Here is a 21,427-nt window from a genome sequence, read left to right on the forward strand (position 1 = left end):
TCTTGATCTTGAGGTCTGGGTTACCAGCGATAATGAGCGAAAGCCTTGTTGGCTTCGGCCATACGGTGGGTGTCTTCACGTTTCTTGACGGCCGAGCCACGGTTGTTGGCTGCGTCCATCAGTTCACCGGCAAGACGACCAACCATGGTGGTTTCGGAACGCTTGCGAGCAGCGTCAACCAGCCAACGAATGGCCAGCGCCTGACGACGCTCGGAACGAACTTCAACCGGAACCTGGTAGGTAGCACCACCAACACGGCGCGAACGAACTTCGACGTTCGGTTTCACGTTATCCATGGCTTCGTGGAACTGGGCAACAGGGTCTTGACCCTTGCCTTCCATGACTTCCAGTGCACCATAAACGATCTTTTCTGCGGCGGATTTTTTACCGTCGAGCATCAGACCGTTCATGAACTTGGTCAGAACCTTATCGCCATATTTGGCGTCAGGCAGAACTTCGCGCTTTTCAGCAGCGTGACGACGTGACATCTGAGCTGCTCCTTATTTCGGACGCTTCGCGCCGTATTTCGAACGACGCTGTTTACGGTCTTTGACACCCTGCGTATCGAGGGTACCGCGAATGATGTGGTAACGCACACCCGGCAAATCCTTCACACGGCCGCCGCGGATCATCACGACAGAGTGTTCCTGAAGGTTGTGGCCTTCACCCGGAATGTAAGAAGTTACTTCGTAGCCGTTGGTCAAACGAACACGAGCAACCTTACGAAGTGCCGAGTTCGGCTTCTTCGGGGTAGTGGTGTAGACACGGGTGCAAACGCCGCGTTTCTGCGGGCATGCTTCCAGTGCCGGAACCATATCGCGCTGGGTGCGCGGAGTCCGCGACTTGCGGATCAACTGGTTAATAGTGGGCATTAACTTTCCCTTTTACTTCAACGGACGCCACGAGGGCGCTGCTCATATCGACGCACGACGAGCGACCACGCGTCTTTGTACAAGGACAAAAACACGCGCGGACGCCCATAAAAGCAGGAGTTCCTGCCTCGACGGCCGTCAGAGTCGCACTCAAGCGATGGGGGGCGAAAACCGCCCGCTACCGCACAATACGGCACCGGCACAGCCACACCCCCCTAGATTCGGTGGGCGCATACTAGTGACGGGCCCCTATTGCGTCAAGCAAAACCCTCTGGGCCTTCGAGTTGGCGCTTCAAACGCCGAAACGAGCCGGTGCGTCGATAAGAGTCCGGCTCGTTTCTGATTCTTTTTAACTGTCTGGCGCGACGAACTTATTCGCCTGCCGGCAGTGAAGCGGTATCGGCATCGGTCTGCGGACCGAAGTTGTCGCCGATTTCCTCTTCTGCTTCGATCTGTACCGTTTTGTCGCGTTCGGCAGCCAGTGCACGGAAGCGGTTCATCACCGCACCGGTACCAGCCGGGATCAAACGACCCACGATGACGTTCTCTTTCAGACCGATAAGGGTATCGGTTTTGCCCGAAACAGCTGCTTCGGTAAGAACGCGCGTGGTTTCCTGGAACGACGCGGCCGAAATGAAGGAGTGCGTCTGGAGCGAGGCTTTGGTGATCCCCTGGAGGACCGGTGCGCCTTCGGCCAGTTCGCCGCCTTCTTTAAGAGCACGATCGTTTTCAGCATCGAAATCATCACGGTCAATAATCTCGCCAACCAGAAGCGTGGTGTCACCCGGTTTGGTGATTTCCACTTTCTGCAGCATCTGACGTACGATGACTTCGATGTGCTTGTCGTTAATCTTCACGCCCTGCAGACGGTAGACTTCCTGGATCTCGTTGACCAGGTAATCTGCCAGTGCCGGAACGCCCATAACACGCAGAATGTCGTGCGGAACCGGTGAACCATCGAGGAGCTGATCGCCCTTTTCGACGAAGTCCCCTTCCTGAACGGCAAGGTGCTTGCCTTTCGGGATCAGGTATTCGACCGGTTCGGTCAGACCCGAGTCTTCGAGCGGATGCACGACGACGCGACGCTTGTTCTTGTAGTCCTTGCCGAATTCGACGCGACCCGGGATATCCGAGATAATCGCGTGTTCTTTCGGTTTACGGGCTTCGAACAGCTCGGCAACACGCGGCAGACCACCGGTAATGTCACGGGTCTTCGAACCTTCACGCGGGATACGTGCAAGCACGTCACCAGCGGCGACCTTCTGACCGTTCTCGACCGAGAGAATAGCATCAACCGAGAGGAAGTAACGGGCTTCAAGACCGTTATCCAAGTTGATGACCTCGCCGTTTTCGTTACGCAGGGTAACGCGCGGCTTAAGGTCGGATGCCTTCGGCATGCTCTTCCAGTCGATAACCGTTTTCGAGGCGATACCGGTCGCTTCGTCATAGACTTCGCGAATGGTTACGTTCTCGAGAAGGTCGACATAGTTCACGTAACCTTCTTTCTCGGTGATGATCGGCAGGGTGTACGGATCCCATTCAGCCAGTTTCTGGCCACGGGTAACCTGCGCGCCTTCATCGGTAAGAAGTTTCGCACCATACGGAACGCGGTATTTCGCACGTTCGCGACCGGTTTTGTCGATCAGCAGGATTTCGAGGTTACGCGCCATGACGATGTTCACGCCCGACGAGTTCTCGACAACCGCGCGGTTTTTCAGTTTCACGGTAGCATCGAAGTTGGCTTCGACACCGGAAACTTCTGCACCACGCTGCGCGGCACCACCAATGTGGAACGTACGCATGGTCAGCTGGGTACCCGGTTCACCGATCGACTGTGCGGCGATAACACCGACAGCTTCACCGATATTGACCGTGGTACCACGTGCCAGGTCACGACCATAGCAATGGCCGCAAACACCGGTTTCGGCGTCACAGGTCAGAACCGAGCGGATACGCGCCATTTCGACGCCTGCCTTTTCGATCACATCAAGGTGGTCTTCTTCGACCATCTCGTTCTTCGGTACGATGACTTCGCCGGTCGACGGATTGACAATCTCGTCGGCGGTGAAGCGACCGAGGATACGATCAGACAGGGTTTCGATGACCTCACCGGAGTCGACGACGGCTGCGATGTCGAGGCCACGGTCGGTACCGCAATCATGCTGGGTGATGATGCAGTCCTGGGCCACGTCAACGAGACGACGGGTAAGGTAACCCGAGTTCGCCGTTTTCAGTGCGGTATCAGCAAGACCTTTACGAGCACCGTGAGTGGAGTTGAAGTACTCCTGCACGGTCAGGCCTTCTTTAAAGTTCGAAATAATCGGCGTCTCAATGATCGAGCCATCCGGTTTCGCCATCAGGCCACGCATAGCAGCCAGCTGACGCATCTGGGCGGCAGAACCACGGGCACCGGAGTGCGCCATCATGTAAACCGAGTTCACATTGTCACCTTCTGCCGTTGCCGAGATGACTTTCATCATCGCTTCGGAAACGTCGTCGGTGCACTGTGCCCAGGCGTCAACAACCTTGTTGTATTTCTCACCACGGGTGATGAGACCATCCTGGTACTGCTGCTCGTATTCCTTGACCTTTTCGTGGGTCGTGCCAACCAGGGTTTCCTTGGCGTCCGGAATGATCATGTCATCCTTACCAAACGAAATACCGGCTTTACATGCCCAGTTGAAACCAAGGCCCATCATGCGGTCAGCAAAGATAACGGTCTCTTTCTGGCCACAGTGACGATAGACGACATCGATAACGTTCGAGACGTCTTTCTTGGTCAGCAGCTTGTTGATGGTCGAGAACGGAATGCGCGGATGACGCGGCAGAAGTTCCGACAGCAACATGCGGCCCGGGGTCGTCGCAACACGAATGGTGAGCGGTTCGTTGTTTTCATCAACCGTGTGGTAACGGGCATTGACCTTGGAATGCAGGTTTACAACACCTTCATCCAGAGCCTGCTCGATCTCGGCGATGTTGACAAACGACATGCCCTCGCCCGGCTGACCGTCACGTTCCATGGAGATGTAATACAGACCAAGGACAATATCCTGCGACGGCACGATAATCGGTTTACCCGAGGCCGGTGACAGGATGTTGTTGGTCGACATCATCAGGGTACGTGCTTCAAGCTGGGCTTCAAGCGACAGCGGTACGTGGACAGCCATTTGGTCACCGTCGAAGTCGGCGTTAAACGCCGTACAAACGAGCGGATGCAACTGGATGGCCTTACCTTCGATCAGGGTAGGCTCGAACGCCTGAATACCAAGACGGTGCAGGGTCGGTGCGCGGTTGAGCATGACCGGGTGTTCACGGATAACCTGTTCGAGGATATCCCAAACTTCGGCGCGCTCTTTTTCCACCATGCGCTTTGCAGCTTTAATGGTGGTGGCCATCCCGTAAAGTTCCAGCTTCGCGTAAACGAACGGCTTGAACAGTTCGAGCGCCATTTTCTTCGGCAGACCGCACTGGTGCAGTTTCAGGTTCGGACCCACGGTAATAACCGAACGACCGGAATAGTCGACGCGCTTACCCAGAAGGTTCTGACGGAAACGACCCTGTTTACCTTTAAGCATGTCCGACATCGATTTGAGCGGACGCTTGTTGGCACCGGTGATCGGACGACCGCGACGGCCGTTGTCAAACAGCGCATCAACCGATTCCTGAAGCATACGTTTTTCGTTACGCACGATGATATCGGGCGCACGAAGCTCGATCAGGCGCTTCAGACGGTTGTTACGGTTGATCACACGACGGTACAGATCGTTCAGATCCGAAGTCGCGAAACGACCGCCATCCAGCGGAACCAGCGGGCGCAGTTCCGGCGGAATGACCGGGATCACTTCAAGGATCATCCATTCCGGGCGCGCGCCAGATTCCTGGAAGGCCTCAATCAGCTTGAGACGCTTGACCAGCTTCTTGCGCTTGGCTTCGGAATTGGTTTCCTTGAGGTCGATTTTCGCAGTTTCGCGTTCTTCATCAAGGTCGATCGCCGAAAGCATATCGCGGATGGCTTCTGCGCCGATGCCGGCACGGAAGCTGTCTTCGCCATATTCTTCCTGGGCGGTCATATACTGGTCTTCGGACAGGAGCTCACCCATTTTCAGCGGGGTAAGGCCCGGTTCGATAACCACATAGTTTTCGAAGTACAGAATGCGCTCAAGATCCTTGAGCGTCATGTCCAGCAGCAGACCCAGACGGCTCGGCAGCGACTTCATGAACCAGATGTGGGCAACAGGTGCCGCCAGTTCGATATGGCCCATACGTTCACGACGTACTTTGGCCAGAGTCACTTCGACGCCGCATTTTTCACAGATAATGCCGCGATACTTCATACGCTTGTACTTGCCGCACAAGCATTCGTAATCCTTCACCGGACCAAAAATGCGCGCACAGAACAGGCCGTCGCGCTCCGGTTTGAAGGTCCGGTAGTTGATGGTTTCCGGTTTCTTGATCTCGCCGAACGACCAGGAGCGGATACGCTCCGGGCTGGCAATCTGAATCCGGATCTGATCGAAGCTCTGGGTGCCTTGCGGCTGCCCGAAGATCTTCATCAACTCGTTCATAAAGGCTCTCCCGCTATGCCCGGTCTCGCCGGGTTTCGCCAATTTCAGGCCGAAAGATGCGATTTGACGACCGGGATGCCCGGATGGGCACCCCTGTCAGCCAAACACTTAAAAATCGTTCTGCTCAAGCTCGACATTGAGGCCAAGCGAACGGAGTTCTTTAACGAGAACGTTAAAGGATTCCGGAATGCCGGCTTCAAACGTGTCTTCGCCACGAACAATGGCTTCGTAGACCTTGGTACGGCCCGAAACGTCGTCCGACTTGACCGTGAGCATTTCCTGAAGCGTGTATGCAGCACCGTAAGCTTCGAGTGCCCATACTTCCATCTCCCCGAAACGCTGGCCACCGAACTGCGCCTTACCACCCAGCGGCTGCTGGGTAACAAGAGAGTACGGACCAATCGAACGTGCGTGGATCTTGTCGTCGACCAAGTGGTGCAGTTTGAGCATGTAGATATAGCCCACTGTCACCTTGCGATGGAATTTCTCGCCGGTACGACCGTCATAGAGGTCAACCTGGCCAGAACCATCAAGGCCTGCTTTTTCAAGCATACGAACAACATCCGGCTCACGGGCACCGTCGAAGACCGGGGTGGCCATCGGGACGCCGCGACGCAGGTTGTTACCAAGCTCAATGACTTCGCCATCAGAAAGCTCTTTGATGCCAGCGACATATTCTTCGCCTTCGTAGACATCATCAAGCTTGCTGCGCAGAGCATCCATTTCGCCGCGACCGTCAGCAACAGCATCGACGAGTTCGCCGATCTGTTCGCCCAGACCACGAGACGCCCAACCAAGGTGGGTTTCAAGGATCTGGCCGACGTTCATACGCGACGGAACACCCAGCGGGTTCAAAACGATATCGACCGGCGTACCGTCTTCGAGGTGCGGCATGTCTTCGACCGGCATAATGCGCGATACGACACCCTTGTTCCCGTGACGGCCGGCCATCTTATCACCCGGCTGCATTTTACGTTTCACTGCAACGAAGACTTTAACCATCTTCATTACGCCCGGCGGCAGTTCGTCACCGGCCTGCAGCTTGTCGACCTTGTCATCGAAGCGGGCCTGAAGAACAGCAATCGATTCTTCGAACTGTTTTTTCAGAGCTTCGATGTCAGACATGACATTGTCATCTGCAACAGCGATCTGGCGCCAAAGACCACGGGCAACACCCGACAGGCTTTCTTCGGTCAACTCGCCGGTCAGGCCCTTCGGACCATCAACCAGTTTCTGACCAACCAGAAGGTTCTGCAGACGACCATAGAAGTTACGCTCGAGGATCGCGCGTTCGTCATCGCGGTCCTGTGCGAGACGTTCGATCTCAGCGCGTTCGATGGCCAGAGCACGTTCGTCCTTGTCAACGCCACGGCGTGAGAACACGCGGACTTCAACAATGGTACCGAACTGTCCCGGCGGGACACGAAGCGAGGTATCGCGAACGTCAGAGGCTTTTTCACCGAAGATGGCGCGCAGAAGTTTTTCTTCCGGCGTCATCGGGCTTTCACCCTTCGGCGTTACCTTACCAACAAGGATATCGCCCGGTTTGATTTCCGCACCGATGTAGACAATGCCCGCCTCGTCGAGGTTTTTGAGCGCTTCTTCACCGACGTTCGGAATATCACGGGTGATTTCTTCCTGGCCGAGTTTGGTATCGCGGGCCATGACTTCGAATTCCTCGATGTGAATCGAGGTGTAGACGTCATCACGGGCAATACGTTCGGACAGAAGGATGGAATCCTCGAAGTTGTAACCGTTCCACGGCATGAACGCGACGAGCACGTTACGGCCGAGAGCCAGTTCACCCATATCGGTACACGGACCATCCGAAATGATGTCACCCTTCTGGACAACATCGCCAACTTTCACCAGCGGACGCTGGTTGATGCAGCTGCCCTGGTTGGAACGCTGATATTTCAGCAGGGTGTAAATATCGACACCCGATTCCGAGGCAGCAATGTCACCAGTTGCGCGGATAACCATACGGGTCGCGTCAACGGATTCAACAACACCGTCACGGCGTGCGATCAGGGTTGCACCCGAATCACGTGCCACCGGAACTTCCATACCGGTCCCGACATACGGTGCTTCAGAGCGGATCAACGGAACCGCCTGACGCTGCATGTTCGAGCCCATCAGTGCGCGGTTCGCGTCATCGTTCTCAAGGAACGGAATGAGCGCGGATGCGACCGATACCAGCTGCTTCGGCGAGACGTCCATAAGGTCGATCTCTTCGGAGCGGGCCATGTAGTGGTCACCGGCCTTACGGGTGTTGATCAGTTCGTTGGTGAAGCTGAAATCATCGTTAAGCGGTTCGTTTGCCTGTGCGATGACATAGCGGCCTTCTTCGATCGCCGAGAGGTAGATAACCTCTGCGGTGACGTTGCCGTCGACAACCTTACGATACGGGCTTTCGATGAAGCCGTACTGGTTGACACGTGCAAAGGTCGCCAGCGAGTTGATCAGACCAATGTTCGGACCTTCCGGGGTTTCAACCGGGCAGATACGACCATAGTGGGTCGGATGCACGTCACGCACTTCAAAGCCTGCACGCTCACGGGTCAAACCACCCGGGCCAAGCGCCGAAAGACGACGTTTGTGGGTAATTTCCGAAAGCGGGTTGGTCTGGTCCATGAACTGCGACAGCTGCGAGGAGCCGAAGAATTCACGAACAGCAGCCGCAACCGGCTTGGCATTGATCAGGTCATGCGGCATGACGTTGTCGATCTCGACCGAGCTCATACGCTCGCGGATCGCACGTTCCATACGCAGCAGACCAACGCGGAACTGGTTTTCCATCAGCTCGCCAACCGAACGCAGACGACGGTTACCGAGGTGGTCAATATCGTCAATCTCGCCACGACCGTCTTTCAGGTCGATCAGAACACGGACGACTTCCAGAATGTCTTCGCGACGCAGGATACGAACGGTGTCTTCGCATTCCAGGTTCAGACGCGCATTCATCTTCACACGGCCAACCGCGGAAAGATCATAACGCTCTGAATCGAAGAACAGGCCCTTGAACATGGCTTCCGCACCCTCGAGGGTCGGCGGTTCGCCCGGGCGCATAACGCGATAGATGTCCACAAGGGCTTCTTCGCGGTTGCTGTTCTTGTCCAGCGCCATGGTATTGCGCAGATACGGACCAACCTGGTTGTGATCGATCATCAGCAGGCGAACGGAATCTACACCCCATTCTTTAAGCTGCTCGAACACTTCCTCGGTCAGTTCGTGGCCGGCTTCTGCCAGAATTTCACCGGTTTCGCCGTCAATGAGGTCATCGGCCATGAACCAGCCGTTAAGCTGCTCTTCAGGCACGAGGATCTCGGCCACACCCTGTTCGGCGATCTTGTTGGCGGAACGCTTGGTGATCTTGGAGCCGGCAGCAGCGACAACTTCGCCGCTTTTGGCATCAATCAGATCAAAGACAAGCTTCTGGCCGATATAACGCTCCGCAGAGAAATCGGTAACCCAACCATCCTTGGTACGGCGGTATTCAGCCGACTCATAGTAGTAGTTGAGGATTTCTTCCGGGGTCAGACCTTCGATTTCCGACGGATCGACAGAGCGGCCTTCTTCGGCACGCTGTGCACGCAGGGCTTCGGACTCTTCGTTTTCAAGAGCCATAAGCAGCGTGGTCGCCGGCAGTTTGCGGCGACGGTCGATACGGACATACAGAATGTCTTTGGCATCGAATTCGAAATCGAGCCAGGAACCACGATACGGAATGACACGTGCGGCAAACAGGTATTTACCCGAGCTGTGGCTCTTGCCTTTGTCGTGGTCGAAGAAGACACCCGGCGAGCGGTGCATCTGGGAAACAATCACACGCTCGGTGCCGTTCACGATAAAGGTACCGTGTTCGGTCATGAGCGGCATGTCGCCCATGTAGACGTCCTGCTCTTTGATATCGCGGATCGAGCGTGCGCCCGTGTCCTCATCGATATCCCAGACAACCAGGCGCAGAGTTACGCGCAGCGGTGCGGCAAAGGTCATGCCACGCTGGCGACACTCTTCGGTATCGTATTTGGGCTGCTCAAGCTCATACGAAACGAATTCAAGGGTTGCGCGTTCCGAAAAATCTTTAATCGGAAAGACGCTCTTGAATACTTCCTGAAGACCTGCATCGTCCCGCTGCTCCTGCGAGATTCCGGTCTGCAAAAACTTATCGTAGGAATTCTTTTGAACCTCGATGAGGTTCGGGAGCGGAGCGACTTCGCTGATCCGTCCAAAGCTTTTGCGGATGCGCTTTCGACCAGTAAAGGACTTATCCATCATCGTTCCTTTAATCGCGCCTCCCCACACCGTCCGAACTCGTTCGTCCCTGCTCTGCCGCGTTTGCGAGTCGCACAAAACGCATACAGCACAACGACGCCCGAGCCCCGTACGGGGCGGGCGTTCACTTGATTATGACCGTGGATGTTATTTGACATCCAACTTGATTGAGATCACTGATCCCTCGGCTGTCGACGCCGTCAAAGATAACCTTTGACCTAAACGGCCTTACGTTATGTACGATTACCTTTGGCAGCGTCAACCGTTAAATTCCTGTTCGCGCCGCTGCACCCACCAGACACAATTGCCTGGAAGCACAGAGACGGAAGGGTCGGCGCCCAAAGGACGCCGACCCAGACCTTGGCAAGAAGCCGTCGATTACTTGAGTTCGACGGATGCGCCGGCTTCTTCCAGCTTCTTCTTGATTTCTTCGGCTTCGTCCTTGGAAGCGCCTTCTTTGACGGCTTTCGGAGCGCCTTCAACCAGTTCTTTGGCTTCTTTGAGGCCAAGACCGGTGATGCCGCGGACTTCTTTGATGACGTTGATTTTCTTGTCACCAGCAGAGGTCAGAACGACGTCAAATTCGGTTTTTTCTTCTGCAGCAGCAGCGCCGCCAGCAGCGCCACCAGCAGCAGCAACTGCTACCGGAGCAGCAGCGGAAACGCCCCACTCTTCTTCGAGCAGTTTGGAAAGTTCTGCAGCTTCAAGAACGGTGAGCTCGGAAAGCTCTTTAACGAGTGCCTTAAGATCGGCCATTTTACTATACTCCTAGGCTTGAACTTAGATATCTGAGATATCTGATTACTTTGGTTTACGCGGCTTCGCCTTTGTCGGCATATGCCTTCAGCACCTGGGCGATCTGGCCCGCCGGCTTGGAGGTCAGCGTAGCGATACGCTGTGCCGGGGTCTGGATCATACCCACCAGTTTCGCACGAAGTTCGTCCAGCGACGGCAGTTCTGCCAGAGCTTTAACGCCCTGCTCGTCCAGAATCTGTTCGCCGATGGCACCAGCAACAAGCACGAGCTTGTCGTTGGATTTTGCGAACTCGGAGGCTACTTTTGCGACCGATGCCGGATCAGCTGAGTAGCCAATCGCGGTCGGGCCGGTGAAGTAGTCTGCAAGACCAGCAAATTTGGTGCCTTCCAGAGCAAGTCGCGTAAGCCGGTTTTTGGTGACCTTGAAGCCCGCACCAGATTCACGCATCTGTGCACGAAGAGCGGTGATTTCTGCGACCGTCAACCCTTTGTACTGGGTGATGACCACGCCTTCCGCACCTTCGAACACTTCGCGCATTTCTGCTACGAACTGTTGTTTATCATCGCGGTTCACTTTTAGTCTCCGACATTGCTTGTTGCCCTGAACCCCACAAGGAGGTTCACAGACGTGACCTGTCCTTTCGAACCGGTCTGTTACGCCCGTCCGTTTGCCAGATGTTCAAGCCTTGTGTGGATCCCCGATGGGAAAACCTAAGAACCGGAACCTCTGCCTATGCAGGAAATTAAGAGCGACAAATCTCGCTCACCTGCAGTCTGGGACAGACAGGTAGAGAGGGCTATGCGCCCTCTCCGGTCCTGACCGATCCGAAGACCGGTCAGAATTCGAAAATTCTTACTTCGACGCGATGTCAGCAATCGACAGCTTGACGCCAGCACCCATGGTGGAGCTGATCGCTGCACGCTCAAGGTAGGTCCCTTTTGCGCCGGTCGGTTTTGCTTTTACGATCGCGTTTACGAATGCTTTTGCATTCTCAAGGATCTGTTCTTCGCTGAACGATGCCTTGCCGATACCTGCATGAACGATACCGTTTTTCTCTGCGCGGAACTGAACCTGGCCAGCTTTCGCGTCAGAAACGGCAGTCGCAACATCCATGGTAACGGTGCCGAGTTTCGGGTTCGGCATCAGGCCACGCGGGCCGAGAACCTTACCGAGACGGCCGACAACAGCCATCATGTCCGGGGTTGCAATAACGCGATCATAGTTCAGATCGCCTTTCTGCATTGCTTCCATCAGGTCTTCAGCGCCAACAGCGTCTGCACCAGCTTTCTGGGCTTCTTCTGCTTTGGCGTCTTTTGCGAAGACAGCAACGCGCATGGTTTTACCGGTACCATGCGGCAGGGAAACAACACCACGGACCATCTGGTCAGCGTGACGCGGATCAACACCAAGGTTCATTGCCATTTCGATGGTTTCATCGAATTTGGCTTTTGCACCTTCTTTGACGATTTTGACAGCAGCTGCCAGATCGTACTGGGTGTTACGGTCGATGCCCTCATAGGCCTGGGCAAGGCGTTTACCAGTCTTGGCCATCGTCTTACTCCACAACCTCGAGACCCATCGCACGGGCAGAGCCCTCGATCATTGCCATCGCGCCATCAACGTCAAATGCGTTGAGGTCAGCCATTTTGGCTTCTGCGATTTCTTTGACCTGTGCTTTGGTTACTTTACCAACATAACCTTTACCGGTGGTACCGGAACCCTTGGCGATACCTGCTGCCTTTTTCAGGAAGTAGGATGCCGGCGGGGTTTTGGTGATGAAGGAGAAGGAACGGTCGGAATAAACGGTGATGACGACCGGAATCGGCATACCAGGTTCCATCTGCTGGGTCGCTGCGTTGAACGCCTTGCAGAATTCCATAATATTCACGCCGCGCTGACCAAGAGCCGGGCCGACAGGCGGCGACGGATTGGCTTTGCCGGCGGGAATCTGCAGCTTAAGATAGCCGTCGATTTTCTTCGCCATTAGGGTACCTCTTAAAGAAGCGCGCGGTCCGGCCATGGCTGACCTCCCGCGCCTTGATTGCTGCCTGCGTATACAGGTAGCGACTTAAATTTTCAAGATCGTTTTTTAAAGCTTCTCGACCTGGGTGTATTCCAGCTCGACCGGAGTTGAACGACCGAAGATCGAAACAGACACCTTCAGGCGTGCACGTTCTTCATCAACCCCTTCGACAATACCGTTAAACGATGCAAACGGACCGTCGGAAACACGGACTTCCTCGCCGATATCGAAAACGATGGTCGGCTTCGGTCGATCAACACCTTCCTGCACCTGATGCAGAATGTGCTGAGCTTCCTTTTCGGAAATCGGCATCGGCTTGCCACGGCTGCCGAGGAAATCGGTAACCTTGGCGGTGTTCTTGACCAGATGCCAGCTTTCGTCGGTGAGATCCATCTTCAGCAGGACATAGCCCGGGAAAAACTTCCGCTCGGCATTGACCTTGGTGCCGCGACGCATCTCGACAGTCTCTTCGGTCGGGACCAGTACTTCCTCGATCTCGCCTTCCAGACCTTTCTTGATGGCCTGTTCGCGGATCGACTGGGCGACCTTTTTCTCGAAACCGGAGTGAACGTGCAAAACGTACCAGCGATGCGCCATGACTTAACCCCCAACACCAAAGACCAGCTTGACACCCCATGCGAGGAGCTGATCGACAACAAAGAAGAAAACAGACGCAAGAGCAACCATTACGAAAACCATAATGGTCGAAACAGTCGTTTCCTTACGGGACGGCCACGAGACTTTCTTAGCCTCGGTGCGGACCTGCTGTACGAATTGTGCTGGCGACGTTTTAGCCATTGTCGGGGTTACACCGCTTTCTAATGCTTTGTTTCACAACCCGGAAAAATTGGCAGGAGAGGAGGGACTCGAACCCCCGACACTCGGTTTTGGAGACCGATGCTCTACCAACTGAGCTACACTCCTACAAGGCATCAGAAAGTTGAAAAGCTTATCTTCTTTCTGACTAAATCCCGCCCGGGTGGCGGGGTGTGCGGGCGGGTTATAGCCGCCCGCACATCCAAGATCAAGCACTCAATCGTGCAAAATCTCAAAAATTATTCGATGATTTTCGCAACAACACCCGCGCCGACGGTACGACCGCCTTCACGGATTGCGAAACGCAGACCTTCGTCCATTGCGATCGGTGCAATGAGGGTTGCGGTCATCTGAACGTTGTCGCCCGGCATAACCATTTCGGTGCCAGCCGGCAGCTCGATCGAACCGGTTACGTCAGTCGTACGGAAGTAGAACTGCGGACGGTAGTTCGAGAAGAACGGCGTATGACGGCCACCTTCATCCTTGGTCAGGATGTAGGCTTCTGCTTCGAATTTGGTGTGCGGGGTGATCGAGCCGACATGGGCCAGAACCTGGCCACGTTCGACGTCTTCACGCTTGGTACCACGCAGCAGCGCGCCGATGTTGTCGCCAGCTTCACCCTGATCGAGCAGCTTGCGGAACATTTCAACGCCGGTAACGGTGGTTTTAACGGTGTCTTTGATGCCGACGATTTCAATTTCTTCGCCAACTTTAACAACACCGGTCTCAACACGACCGGTCACAACCGTACCACGACCCGAAATCGAGAACACGTCCTCGATCGGCATCAGGAACGGCTTGTCTTTCGGACGATCCGGAGCCGGGATGTATTCGTCAACCGCTTTCATCAGTTCGAGGATAGCGTTTTTGCCGATTTCATCATCGCGACCTTCCAGAGCAGCAAGAGCAGAACCCTTGATGATCGGAATATCGTCGCCCGGGAAGTCGTAGGACGACAGAAGTTCACGGATTTCCATTTCGACGAGCTCGAGAAGCTCTTCGTCGTCGACCTGGTCAACTTTGTTCATGAAGACGACCAGTGCCGGAACGCCAACCTGACGTGCAAGCAGGATGTGCTCGCGGGTCTGCGGCATCGGGCCATCAGCTGCGGAAACGACGAGGATACCGCCGTCCATCTGTGCCGCACCAGTGATCATGTTTTTAACATAGTCAGCGTGGCCCGGGCAGTCGACGTGTGCGTAGTGACGGTTCTCGGTCTCGTACTCAACGTGCGCGGTCGAGATCGTGATACCACGAGCTTTCTCTTCCGGTGCTTTGTCGATGTCGTTGTAGTCCTGGAACGAAGCGCCGCCGGCTTCTGCCAGAACTTTGGTGATTGCTGCGGTCAGCGTGGTTTTACCGTGGTCAACGTGGCCGACGGTGCCTACGTTAACGTGCGGTTTTGTACGCTCAAACTTTTCCTTGGCCATTGCCCTCAGATCCTAATTATCCGAACCAAAAAAACACGTAGAAACCCACCGCACGAGCCGACGGGTTGCATCACTAGAATATTGGAGCGGGTGAAGGGAATCGAACCCTCGTCGTAAGCTTGGAAGGCTTCTGCTCTACCATTGAGCTACACCCGCATAGTTCTGCTGCGAGCTCTCGCGAGGGCGAGAGAATGGTGGAGGGGGCAGGATTCGAACCTGCGTAGACTAAGTCGGCGGATTTACAGTCCGCTGCATTTGACCGCTCTGCCACCCCTCCATCAGGGTCGTAACGCCATCCGGGTTTGACCCCGGCCTCGTTGCGGCGAGGGAGGGAATACGGCGAAGGGACCACCCCTGTCAACAGCAAAAAAAGCACGAAATCGTATTTCCTTTCCTATATGTTCCCCAAGTTTCGAAGATCAACCGAAGCAAAGTGCATTCAGTCCCCTACGGCCCGGAGGTTTCCGCCATTATGTCGCGTCGCAACAAATCCCGTTCAGGAAATCGTCATCACGGTGACGGGGCACCCGATGCCCTCCCGCAAGGCGATGAAAACCGTGAAGGCAATTCGCGCCGCGGACGAAAACGCGGCCGTGACGGTGGTGGTCAGGGGGGTAATTCACGCCTGATTCTGTTCGGACGTCACCCGGTAATGATGGCAATTGCCAATCCGCAGCGCACGATTCACAAAATCTGGGCCACCGAAAACGTCCGCGATGAAGTCAACGCCGCCCTTGCCGATGCAGAGCGCAACGACATCGCCGTAGATTCGGCCGGGCGCACCGACCTTGATGAAATGCTGCCGCCGGGCACGGTGCATCAGGGCATGGCCATGCATTGCGCCCCCCTCCCCCAGTTGTCGGTCGAGGAATTGATTGCCGACCACCGCGATTCCGAGCAATGCACGGTGCTGATCCTCGATCAGGTCACAGACCCTCACAATGTCGGCGCGATCCTGCGCAGTGCCGCGGCCTTTGGCGCATCCGCCGTTATCGTGCCTGACCGTCACGCACCGCCTGAAACCGGGGTTTTGGCCAAATCGGCCAGTGGCGCACTTGAAACCGTGCCCTATATCCATGCCGGGAACCTCAATCAGACGCTTGATAAACTAAAAGGCGCGCATTTCTGGCTGGCGGGGATGGATGGCTATGCCACCCAGACACTGGCCGAGGCAAAGCTGCATGGGCGTGTGGGCATTGTCATGGGATCGGAGGGCGAAGGCCTTAGGCGCCTGACGCGCGAAAGCTGTGACTTCCTCGTTAAACTGCCGATGTCGGATCGCATCGAAAGCCTTAATGTTTCAAACGCGGCTGCGGTCGCGCTGTATGAGCTGTATCGCAAGTAGGTAACAGCCCGCGAACGCGGGCTTTTGAAGGGTTTTTACGGGATGTAAATTTCCCTGCTGCAAACTCTTGCAATCATGGGCGGCCCGGATTATGTTTCGCGCCGCTCGGGCCGGCATAGCTATAATTGGTAGAGCAGCTGATTTGTAATCAGAAGGTTGGGAGTTCGAGTCTCTCTGCCGGCACCACTTAAAAGAAAACCCCGCAAGCCGATGGCTGCGGGGTTTTCTTTTGGTGTCTCGTCGGGATGTTATTTGGGCAGGCCGTCGATCTTTTCGATTTCATCAAGCTCATGATCCCAATCAGCCTTGCTGCCCATCATGATATGGGCGTTTGGGCGTATTGATACCGGGCTGTCGAGACTGCCGGCCGGTACGACTACAAGCTTGCCTGCCATCTGCGTATAGGGCAGTGCCGACCCGCATGTCTGGCAAAACGCCTTTTCATGACGCGTACCGGGCAGCTTGAAGGATTGTATCTGTTCCTGCCCTGCAAGCCAGCCAAGCGTTGCCGAGCTTGAAAACAAATTGGCGGCATGGGCCGAGCCGCTATCCTTCTGGCAATAGCTGCAATGGCACAGGAAGAACGCATCGAAGTCACCCGTGACTTCATAGCGCACAGCGCCACACAGACAGCCGCCATGATGTTTGTCTGCCATGAACCTGTTTCCTAACCGTCGCGTCTCGACGACGCGTAGCGTTCCGAAACGTCGTAATACTCATCAAAGCCGATGCGTTGGCGCAAATCAGCCCAGCTCATCAGTTTGTCGTCACGCGGCTGTCCGTCCTTCATGGTTTGCAGGCATTCGACCATGGCCTTCATGGCGGCAGCCATCAGAGACAGCGGGTAAGCTGCGATCTGATAGCCGATCTGTTTGAGTTCTTCGGGCGACAGATCCGGGGTTTCGCCGCCTTCGACGATATTGGCCATCTTGGGACCATCAAGCTCTGCACACAGCGTGCGCATTTCATCGACGGTTTTCGGGGCTTCGACAAACAGGATGTCCGCACCGAGTTCCTTGAACTTCGCGGCACGGTCAATCGCCTCCGCCAACCCATGTTGGTGACGGGCATCGGTGCGCGCCAGGATCAGGATATCTGCCCCGGCTTCGCGGGCATCGACGGCGGCCTTGATGCGATCAAACGCCTCATCACGGCCAACGACTTCCTTGCCCTTGGTATGGCCGCAGCGTTTCGGGGCCAGCTGATCTTCGATCATGACGGCTGCACAGCCCGCCTTGGCAAAGCCGGTCACCGTGCGCCTTACATTCATGGCATTGCCATAGCCGGTATCGCCATCACCAATCACGGGGATCGATACGGCATCGGTGATGTTGCGCGCCTGATCAAGGACCTCGCCATAGGACATCAGGCCAAGATCGGGTTCGCCAATCCGCGCCGCAGAGGTGGCAAAGCCCGACATGAAGGTCAGGCCAAATCCTTCCTGTTCGATCAGCTTGGCAGAAAGCGCATCAAAGCAGCACGGCATCGTAATCAGATCGCCCGTGGCAAGCAGCGCGCGCAGGGCATCGGCAGGTGATTTTACGTTGGTCATCGGTCTTTACAGCTTGAAGGGAATATACAGGGCGAGATCGTGCCACAAATACAGAAGTGCAGCACAGACAAACATCAATGCGAGGAACGGCGCAACGCCACGGGCCACCTCGCCCAGTCGGGCCTTGGCGACCGACTGGATGACATAAAGGTTAAGCCCTACCGGTGGCGTAATCAGGGCACATTCAACCATGATCACCATGTAGACGCCAAACCAGATCGGATCGAATCCAAGGGCCAAGGCAGCCGGCAACAGCACCGGCGTCATGATCAGCACCATCGAAAGCGCTTCGAATACCAGCCCCATGACCAGAAGCACGGCAGTGACGATCAGGATGAAGCCAAGTTCGGTATCAACCCCTTGGGTGATCATCACCGAGATGTCCTGCGGGATGCGATACAGGGTGATCGCCTTGCCGAACACCTTTGCCCCGGCAATGATCAGAATGATCGCAACTGTGGTGGCCATACTGTCAAACACCGCCTTTTTCAGCGCATCCCAAGTCAAAACCCGCATGATCGGGCCGGTGATGATAAGGGCCGCGGCAAAGCCGATTGCGGCGGCCTCTGTCGGGGTGAAAGCGCCGGAATAGATCCCCGAAATGATCAAAACCGCAAGAACAACCGATGGCAGTGCGCGGATGGTTGCGCGTTTGCGTTCTGCCCAGTCTTTTTTCGGTTCAAGTTCCTGCCCGCCCATACGGGCATAGATCATCGAGAAGACGATAAAGAACAGCAGCAATGCGATCCCCGGACCGATGCCCGCCAGGAACAGCGAAATCACCGATTCTTCGGTGACAAAGCCATAAATGATCATCGGGATCGAGGGCGGGATCAGAATACCAAGCGTTCCGCCAGCCGCCAGCAAGCCATAAACAAACCGCTTGTTATAGCCACGATTGATCATTTCAGGGATGGCAACGGTCCCGATGGTGGCCGCCGTTGCAACCGAGGACCCGGAAATGGCAGCAAACACACCACACGACAGGATAGTCGCCACCGCAAGGCCGCCCGGCCAATGACCGACCCACGCACTGACCGCGGCAAACAGGTCATTGCCCACCCCCGCACGCAGCAGGATGTTTGACATCAAAAGAAACAGCGGCACGGCCAGCAGGATGAAGCCATCAAGCGTTGAAAGAACGGCCTGCGGGGCCATCAGGGGTGAAAAACCACCGAGGATCAGCATGGCAAGGCCAAGTCCGCCCAGCGCAAAGGCGACAGGCACGCGCATCAGAAGCAACGTGAACATCGCAGCCAAGGTCAGGACAATCGTCATTCGTGTGCCCCTTTCGGAATGGCCTTGCCCCGCGCGAGCCCGATAATCTCGATCACGGCCTGAATGGCGAGCAGTGCAAACCCGATGGCGACGGGCAGCTCGGCAATCCATGCCGGAAGATCCAGCATGGTGCCGCTGGTGCGCCCCCGTTCGAAACTTTCATAGAAAATTTCCCAACCCTTGATGGTCACCATCACCGAAAAGGCCAGAATGCAGGCCATGGCAATGATTTCGACCACGCGCTGAACCTTGGGGGCCAGAAGACGGGTGAGCGCATCCACCGAAATATGGCGGCGTGCGGACAGCGCCCAGGGCATGCCCAACAAAGATCCCCAAATCAGACAAAGCTGGGAAAGCTCGGCTGCCCAGATGGTCGGGCGCACGAAGAAATAGCGTGCCAGCACTTCGTAGGTCAGCATGCAGCCAGCCAGCACAAACAGGATGGCAGCGACCCACGCAAGGATAAGCGTTAATCGATCAAACATGATTTAAACAGTGCATGTTGGAAGACGGGGCGTCATCACCGCCACGGCATGGGCTTTCCCATACCCGCACGGTGATGACAACAAATCAGATCAAGCTCAGATGACGCCCCGGTCGGCGTCCATGTGCATTAATGCGATATGCGGCACATGGCACCCGACCAGCGAACGTCAAAGGACTTAGAACTTCTGGGCAGCCTCGAAGACCTGCTTGCCAAGGTCACCGGCCTCTTCAAAGAAGGAGTCATAGACCGGCTGTGCAACAGCGCGCCATTTGACCAGTTCTTCCTCCGTCGGTTTATAGACCGTCATGCCGGCTTCTTCCGAGGCGGCGTAGGCCGCTGCCTCGATCTCGGTCATGCGATTGCGAACATCTGCCTCGGCATTCATCGCCGCGGTGTTGATGATGTCGCGCTGTTCATCGGTCAACCCGTTCCAGAAGTCGGTGTTGACGACAACAATGAACTCGATATCGGCATGGTTGGTCACGGTGATGTTGTCCATGACTTCCCAAAGCTGACGGGATTTGACACCGGAAACACCCGTCATGCCGATATCAACCGTGCCACGCTGATAAGCGATATACTGTTCGGAACCGGAAATCAGGGTTGGTGCCCCGCCCGCGGCGACCGTGAAGTCACCCAGTGTCTTGCCAAACACGCGTACCTTTTTGCCTTCCATGTCGGCCGGGCCGTGCAGCGGCGCGTCCTTGGACAGCATGATCGCCCCACCATAAGCCTGCCACCAGAGAACCGTGGATCCGGTTTCGGCAATCGCAGCATCAAGCGGCCCGCGGACCGGGGAATCCTTGGCTGTGGCCTTGCGGACTTTTTCCTCGGAATCAAAAACAAACGGCTGATAGAAGATATCGACCGCCGGGACATCCCCGACATAACGTGTCAGCGAGGCCACACCCATTTCGATGGCACCGGAACCGACAGCAGCCGGTACTTCCTTGTCCTTGTAAAGCTGGGCAGAGTCATAAATCTGGACTTCGATGTCGCCGTTTGATTTTTCCTCAACCTCGTTTTTGAACATCAAAAGGTTCTGGCCGAGGTGGCTTTTCATCGGCAATTGCAGCGAAATACGTAAGGTCAGGTCTGCAGCCTGAACAGTGCCGGAAAATCCGACGGCTGCCATCAAGGCGGCAGCAAAGGCAAATTTCTTCATGATGAACGTCCTCCGAGAATTTTTATTCCGTTTCTTTGTTCAAGACGGCAAGGATGCGCCCATTTTTCGGAGCTGTTCAACATGTTTTGACTAAGGCGAAACCCTTACACAAACACCTTTGACGCGCCGCACACAGAGGTAAAACTCTACGGTCGAAAGACATGAGGAAGATGGATACGGATTTGTTTACGGCACTGCGGCAATCAAATTTAATTGGTGCCCGATCAGAAAAAGCACTCATCTGGCATGCCAGAACGATTGTTCTGAATACAAACCCGAGAATCGCAAACGGTTTCAAAACACTATCTGGTAATACGCTTATACATCACCGTGGTGCCGCTGAGTTTTTCGGAGTCCGGATCGCGCGCGAAATCGGGAATGACCCCGGTGGTTTCAAAACCAAGCGCAGCGTAGAGCACCTCGGCACTATCCCCGGTACGGGTATCAAGGGTCAGAAGAGTTCGCCCAAGATCACGGGCACGGTTTTCGGCGGAGGCCATCAGCAGCTTCGCAATCCCGCGCCTGCGGCAATCCGGGCGAACCATAAGTTTGCTGATATCCCCGCGATGGGCCTGATTGGGCATGGTGTCATAATCAAGCTGGACCGTGCCAACCACGCGATCCTGATCAAGGGCGGCAAACAGCGTGCGCTTTCCGCCGTTCAGTGCGGGGACGATTTTGTCGCGCCAGAACGCTTCGGCCTCGCTCACAGGGAACGGTTCGATGAAACCGATACTGGCCCCGTCATGCACGCAGGCACGAAGCATGTCGGCAAACTGATCGAGGCGTTCTGTGACTTGGTCGGCATCAAGGGTAACGATTTCGAGGGTATGTGCTGCGTGCGGCTTCGAAGTCATGGCGG

At 55.6% G+C, this 21,427-nt stretch carries 18 protein-coding genes and 4 tRNA genes; 2 read left to right on the forward strand and 20 right to left on the reverse strand.

The features are described from left to right. Window positions 1-20 precede the first annotated feature (20 nt). The 14 genes from rpsG to HED22_RS10965 form a co-directional block, all read right to left on the reverse strand. Window positions 21-488 carry a 30S ribosomal protein S7 gene (rpsG, locus tag HED22_RS10900; protein ID WP_167722023.1) on the reverse strand — a complete coding sequence of 156 codons (468 nt, stop codon included), beginning with the start codon at window positions 486-488 and terminating at the stop codon, window positions 21-23. Window positions 489-500: 12 nt separating this feature from the next. Then, window positions 501-872 carry a 30S ribosomal protein S12 gene (gene rpsL / locus HED22_RS10905; protein ID WP_007092427.1) on the reverse strand — a complete coding sequence of 124 codons (372 nt, stop codon included), beginning with the start codon at window positions 870-872 and terminating at the stop codon, window positions 501-503. Window positions 873-1,243: 371 nt separating this feature from the next. Further along, window positions 1,244-5,437, reverse strand: coding sequence for a DNA-directed RNA polymerase subunit beta' (gene rpoC / locus HED22_RS10910; RefSeq protein WP_167722025.1), 4,194 nt, complete (start codon window positions 5,435-5,437; stop codon window positions 1,244-1,246). A gap of 108 nt (window positions 5,438-5,545) precedes the next feature. Further along, window positions 5,546-9,712 carry a DNA-directed RNA polymerase subunit beta gene (rpoB, locus tag HED22_RS10915; RefSeq protein WP_167722035.1) on the reverse strand — a complete coding sequence of 1,389 codons (4,167 nt, stop codon included), beginning with the start codon at window positions 9,710-9,712 and terminating at the stop codon, window positions 5,546-5,548. Window positions 9,713-10,090: 378 nt separating this feature from the next. Then, window positions 10,091-10,468, reverse strand: a complete 378-nt coding sequence (rplL, locus tag HED22_RS10920; RefSeq protein WP_167722038.1) for a 50S ribosomal protein L7/L12 — start codon at window positions 10,466-10,468, stop codon at window positions 10,091-10,093. A 55-nt stretch (window positions 10,469-10,523) separates the two neighbouring features. Beyond that, window positions 10,524-11,042, reverse strand: coding sequence for a 50S ribosomal protein L10 (gene rplJ / locus HED22_RS10925; RefSeq protein WP_167722040.1), 519 nt, complete (start codon window positions 11,040-11,042; stop codon window positions 10,524-10,526). A 279-nt stretch (window positions 11,043-11,321) separates the two neighbouring features. Continuing rightward, complete coding sequence (gene rplA, locus HED22_RS10930) at window positions 11,322-12,020, reverse strand: 50S ribosomal protein L1 (protein WP_167722042.1); 699 nt, start codon at window positions 12,018-12,020, stop codon at window positions 11,322-11,324. Window positions 12,021-12,024: 4 nt separating this feature from the next. Further along, window positions 12,025-12,453, reverse strand: coding sequence for a 50S ribosomal protein L11 (gene rplK, locus HED22_RS10935; protein ID WP_062955407.1), 429 nt, complete (start codon window positions 12,451-12,453; stop codon window positions 12,025-12,027). 105 nt (window positions 12,454-12,558) lie between these two features. Further along, window positions 12,559-13,089 carry a transcription termination/antitermination protein NusG gene (gene nusG, locus HED22_RS10940; protein ID WP_167722044.1) on the reverse strand — a complete coding sequence of 177 codons (531 nt, stop codon included), beginning with the start codon at window positions 13,087-13,089 and terminating at the stop codon, window positions 12,559-12,561. Between the two features lie 3 nt (window positions 13,090-13,092). Continuing rightward, window positions 13,093-13,290, reverse strand: coding sequence for a preprotein translocase subunit SecE (secE, locus tag HED22_RS10945; protein ID WP_022734396.1), 198 nt, complete (start codon window positions 13,288-13,290; stop codon window positions 13,093-13,095). A 50-nt stretch (window positions 13,291-13,340) separates the two neighbouring features. Then, a tRNA-Trp gene (locus HED22_RS10950) sits at window positions 13,341-13,416 on the reverse strand. A 131-nt stretch (window positions 13,417-13,547) separates the two neighbouring features. Beyond that, window positions 13,548-14,738 (reverse strand): elongation factor Tu, encoded by a 1,191-nt coding sequence (gene tuf, locus HED22_RS10955; protein ID WP_167722020.1) that lies wholly within the window; start codon window positions 14,736-14,738, stop codon window positions 13,548-13,550. An 82-nt stretch (window positions 14,739-14,820) separates the two neighbouring features. Continuing rightward, a tRNA-Gly gene (locus HED22_RS10960) sits at window positions 14,821-14,894 on the reverse strand. A 36-nt stretch (window positions 14,895-14,930) separates the two neighbouring features. Further along, a tRNA-Tyr gene (locus HED22_RS10965) sits at window positions 14,931-15,015 on the reverse strand. Between the two features lie 195 nt (window positions 15,016-15,210). On the opposite strand from HED22_RS10965, the gene rlmB reads away from it, so the two are divergent. Both rlmB and HED22_RS10975 read left to right on the forward strand, forming a co-directional pair. Then, window positions 15,211-16,083, forward strand: coding sequence for a 23S rRNA (guanosine(2251)-2'-O)-methyltransferase RlmB (rlmB, locus tag HED22_RS10970; RefSeq protein WP_167722047.1), 873 nt, complete (start codon window positions 15,211-15,213; stop codon window positions 16,081-16,083). 109 nt (window positions 16,084-16,192) lie between these two features. Further along, window positions 16,193-16,269, forward strand: a tRNA-Thr gene (locus tag HED22_RS10975). 62 nt (window positions 16,270-16,331) lie between these two features. Here the strand turns inward: HED22_RS10975 and HED22_RS10980 are convergent. From HED22_RS10980 to HED22_RS11005, 6 genes are all read right to left on the reverse strand, one after another. Further along, window positions 16,332-16,739: a GFA family protein gene (locus HED22_RS10980; protein WP_167722049.1), complete on the reverse strand. Its 408-nt coding sequence runs from the start codon at window positions 16,737-16,739 to the stop codon at window positions 16,332-16,334. 11 nt (window positions 16,740-16,750) lie between these two features. Next, window positions 16,751-17,635 carry an oxaloacetate decarboxylase gene (locus HED22_RS10985; RefSeq protein WP_167722051.1) on the reverse strand — a complete coding sequence of 295 codons (885 nt, stop codon included), beginning with the start codon at window positions 17,633-17,635 and terminating at the stop codon, window positions 16,751-16,753. Window positions 17,636-17,641: 6 nt separating this feature from the next. Further along, the gene (locus HED22_RS10990; protein WP_167722053.1) at window positions 17,642-18,913 is read right to left on the reverse strand and encodes a TRAP transporter large permease; all 1,272 of its coding nucleotides are present in this window, start codon (window positions 18,911-18,913) and stop codon (window positions 17,642-17,644) included. After that, window positions 18,910-19,398, reverse strand: coding sequence for a TRAP transporter small permease (locus HED22_RS10995; RefSeq protein ID WP_167722055.1), 489 nt, complete (start codon window positions 19,396-19,398; stop codon window positions 18,910-18,912). Before HED22_RS10995 ends, HED22_RS10990 begins: the two co-directional genes overlap by 4 nt. 177 nt (window positions 19,399-19,575) lie before the next feature. Further along, window positions 19,576-20,565: a TRAP transporter substrate-binding protein DctP gene (gene dctP / locus HED22_RS11000; protein WP_175581199.1), complete on the reverse strand. Its 990-nt coding sequence runs from the start codon at window positions 20,563-20,565 to the stop codon at window positions 19,576-19,578. A gap of 302 nt (window positions 20,566-20,867) precedes the next feature. Next, a complete protein-coding gene (locus HED22_RS11005; protein WP_167722057.1) occupies window positions 20,868-21,422 on the reverse strand; it encodes a GNAT family N-acetyltransferase in 555 nt (184 codons plus the stop codon). Between the last annotated feature and the right edge of the window lie 5 nt (window positions 21,423-21,427).

This window comes from Thalassospira sp. HF15 (assembly GCF_011806525.1).
Taxonomy (GTDB): domain Bacteria; phylum Pseudomonadota; class Alphaproteobacteria; order Rhodospirillales; family Thalassospiraceae; genus Thalassospira.

Coding starts and splice junctions, on each gene's coding strand:
- rplL (WP_167722038.1), bottom strand. CDS start 10,468: ATGGCCGATCTTAAGGCACTCGTTAAAGAGCTTTCCGAGCTCACCGTT.
- dctP (WP_175581199.1), bottom strand. CDS start 20,565: ATGAAGAAATTTGCCTTTGCTGCCGCCTTGATGGCAGCCGTCGGATTT.
- tuf (WP_167722020.1), bottom strand. CDS start 14,738: ATGGCCAAGGAAAAGTTTGAGCGTACAAAACCGCACGTTAACGTAGGC.
- nusG (WP_167722044.1), bottom strand. CDS start 13,089: ATGGCGCATCGCTGGTACGTTTTGCACGTTCACTCCGGTTTCGAGAAA.
- secE (WP_022734396.1), bottom strand. CDS start 13,290: ATGGCTAAAACGTCGCCAGCACAATTCGTACAGCAGGTCCGCACCGAG.
- HED22_RS10995 (WP_167722055.1), bottom strand. CDS start 19,398: ATGTTTGATCGATTAACGCTTATCCTTGCGTGGGTCGCTGCCATCCTG.
- HED22_RS10985 (WP_167722051.1), bottom strand. CDS start 17,635: ATGACCAACGTAAAATCACCTGCCGATGCCCTGCGCGCGCTGCTTGCC.
- HED22_RS11005 (WP_167722057.1), bottom strand. CDS start 21,422: ATGACTTCGAAGCCGCACGCAGCACATACCCTCGAAATCGTTACCCTT.
- rplA (WP_167722042.1), bottom strand. CDS start 12,020: ATGGCCAAGACTGGTAAACGCCTTGCCCAGGCCTATGAGGGCATCGAC.
- rplK (WP_062955407.1), bottom strand. CDS start 12,453: ATGGCGAAGAAAATCGACGGCTATCTTAAGCTGCAGATTCCCGCCGGC.
- rpoB (WP_167722035.1), bottom strand. CDS start 9,712: ATGGATAAGTCCTTTACTGGTCGAAAGCGCATCCGCAAAAGCTTTGGA.
- HED22_RS10990 (WP_167722053.1), bottom strand. CDS start 18,913: ATGACGATTGTCCTGACCTTGGCTGCGATGTTCACGTTGCTTCTGATG.
- HED22_RS10980 (WP_167722049.1), bottom strand. CDS start 16,739: ATGGCAGACAAACATCATGGCGGCTGTCTGTGTGGCGCTGTGCGCTAT.
- rpoC (WP_167722025.1), bottom strand. CDS start 5,437: ATGAACGAGTTGATGAAGATCTTCGGGCAGCCGCAAGGCACCCAGAGC.
- rpsL (WP_007092427.1), bottom strand. CDS start 872: ATGCCCACTATTAACCAGTTGATCCGCAAGTCGCGGACTCCGCGCACC.
- rpsG (WP_167722023.1), bottom strand. CDS start 488: ATGTCACGTCGTCACGCTGCTGAAAAGCGCGAAGTTCTGCCTGACGCC.
- rlmB (WP_167722047.1), top strand. CDS start 15,211: ATGTCGCGTCGCAACAAATCCCGTTCAGGAAATCGTCATCACGGTGAC.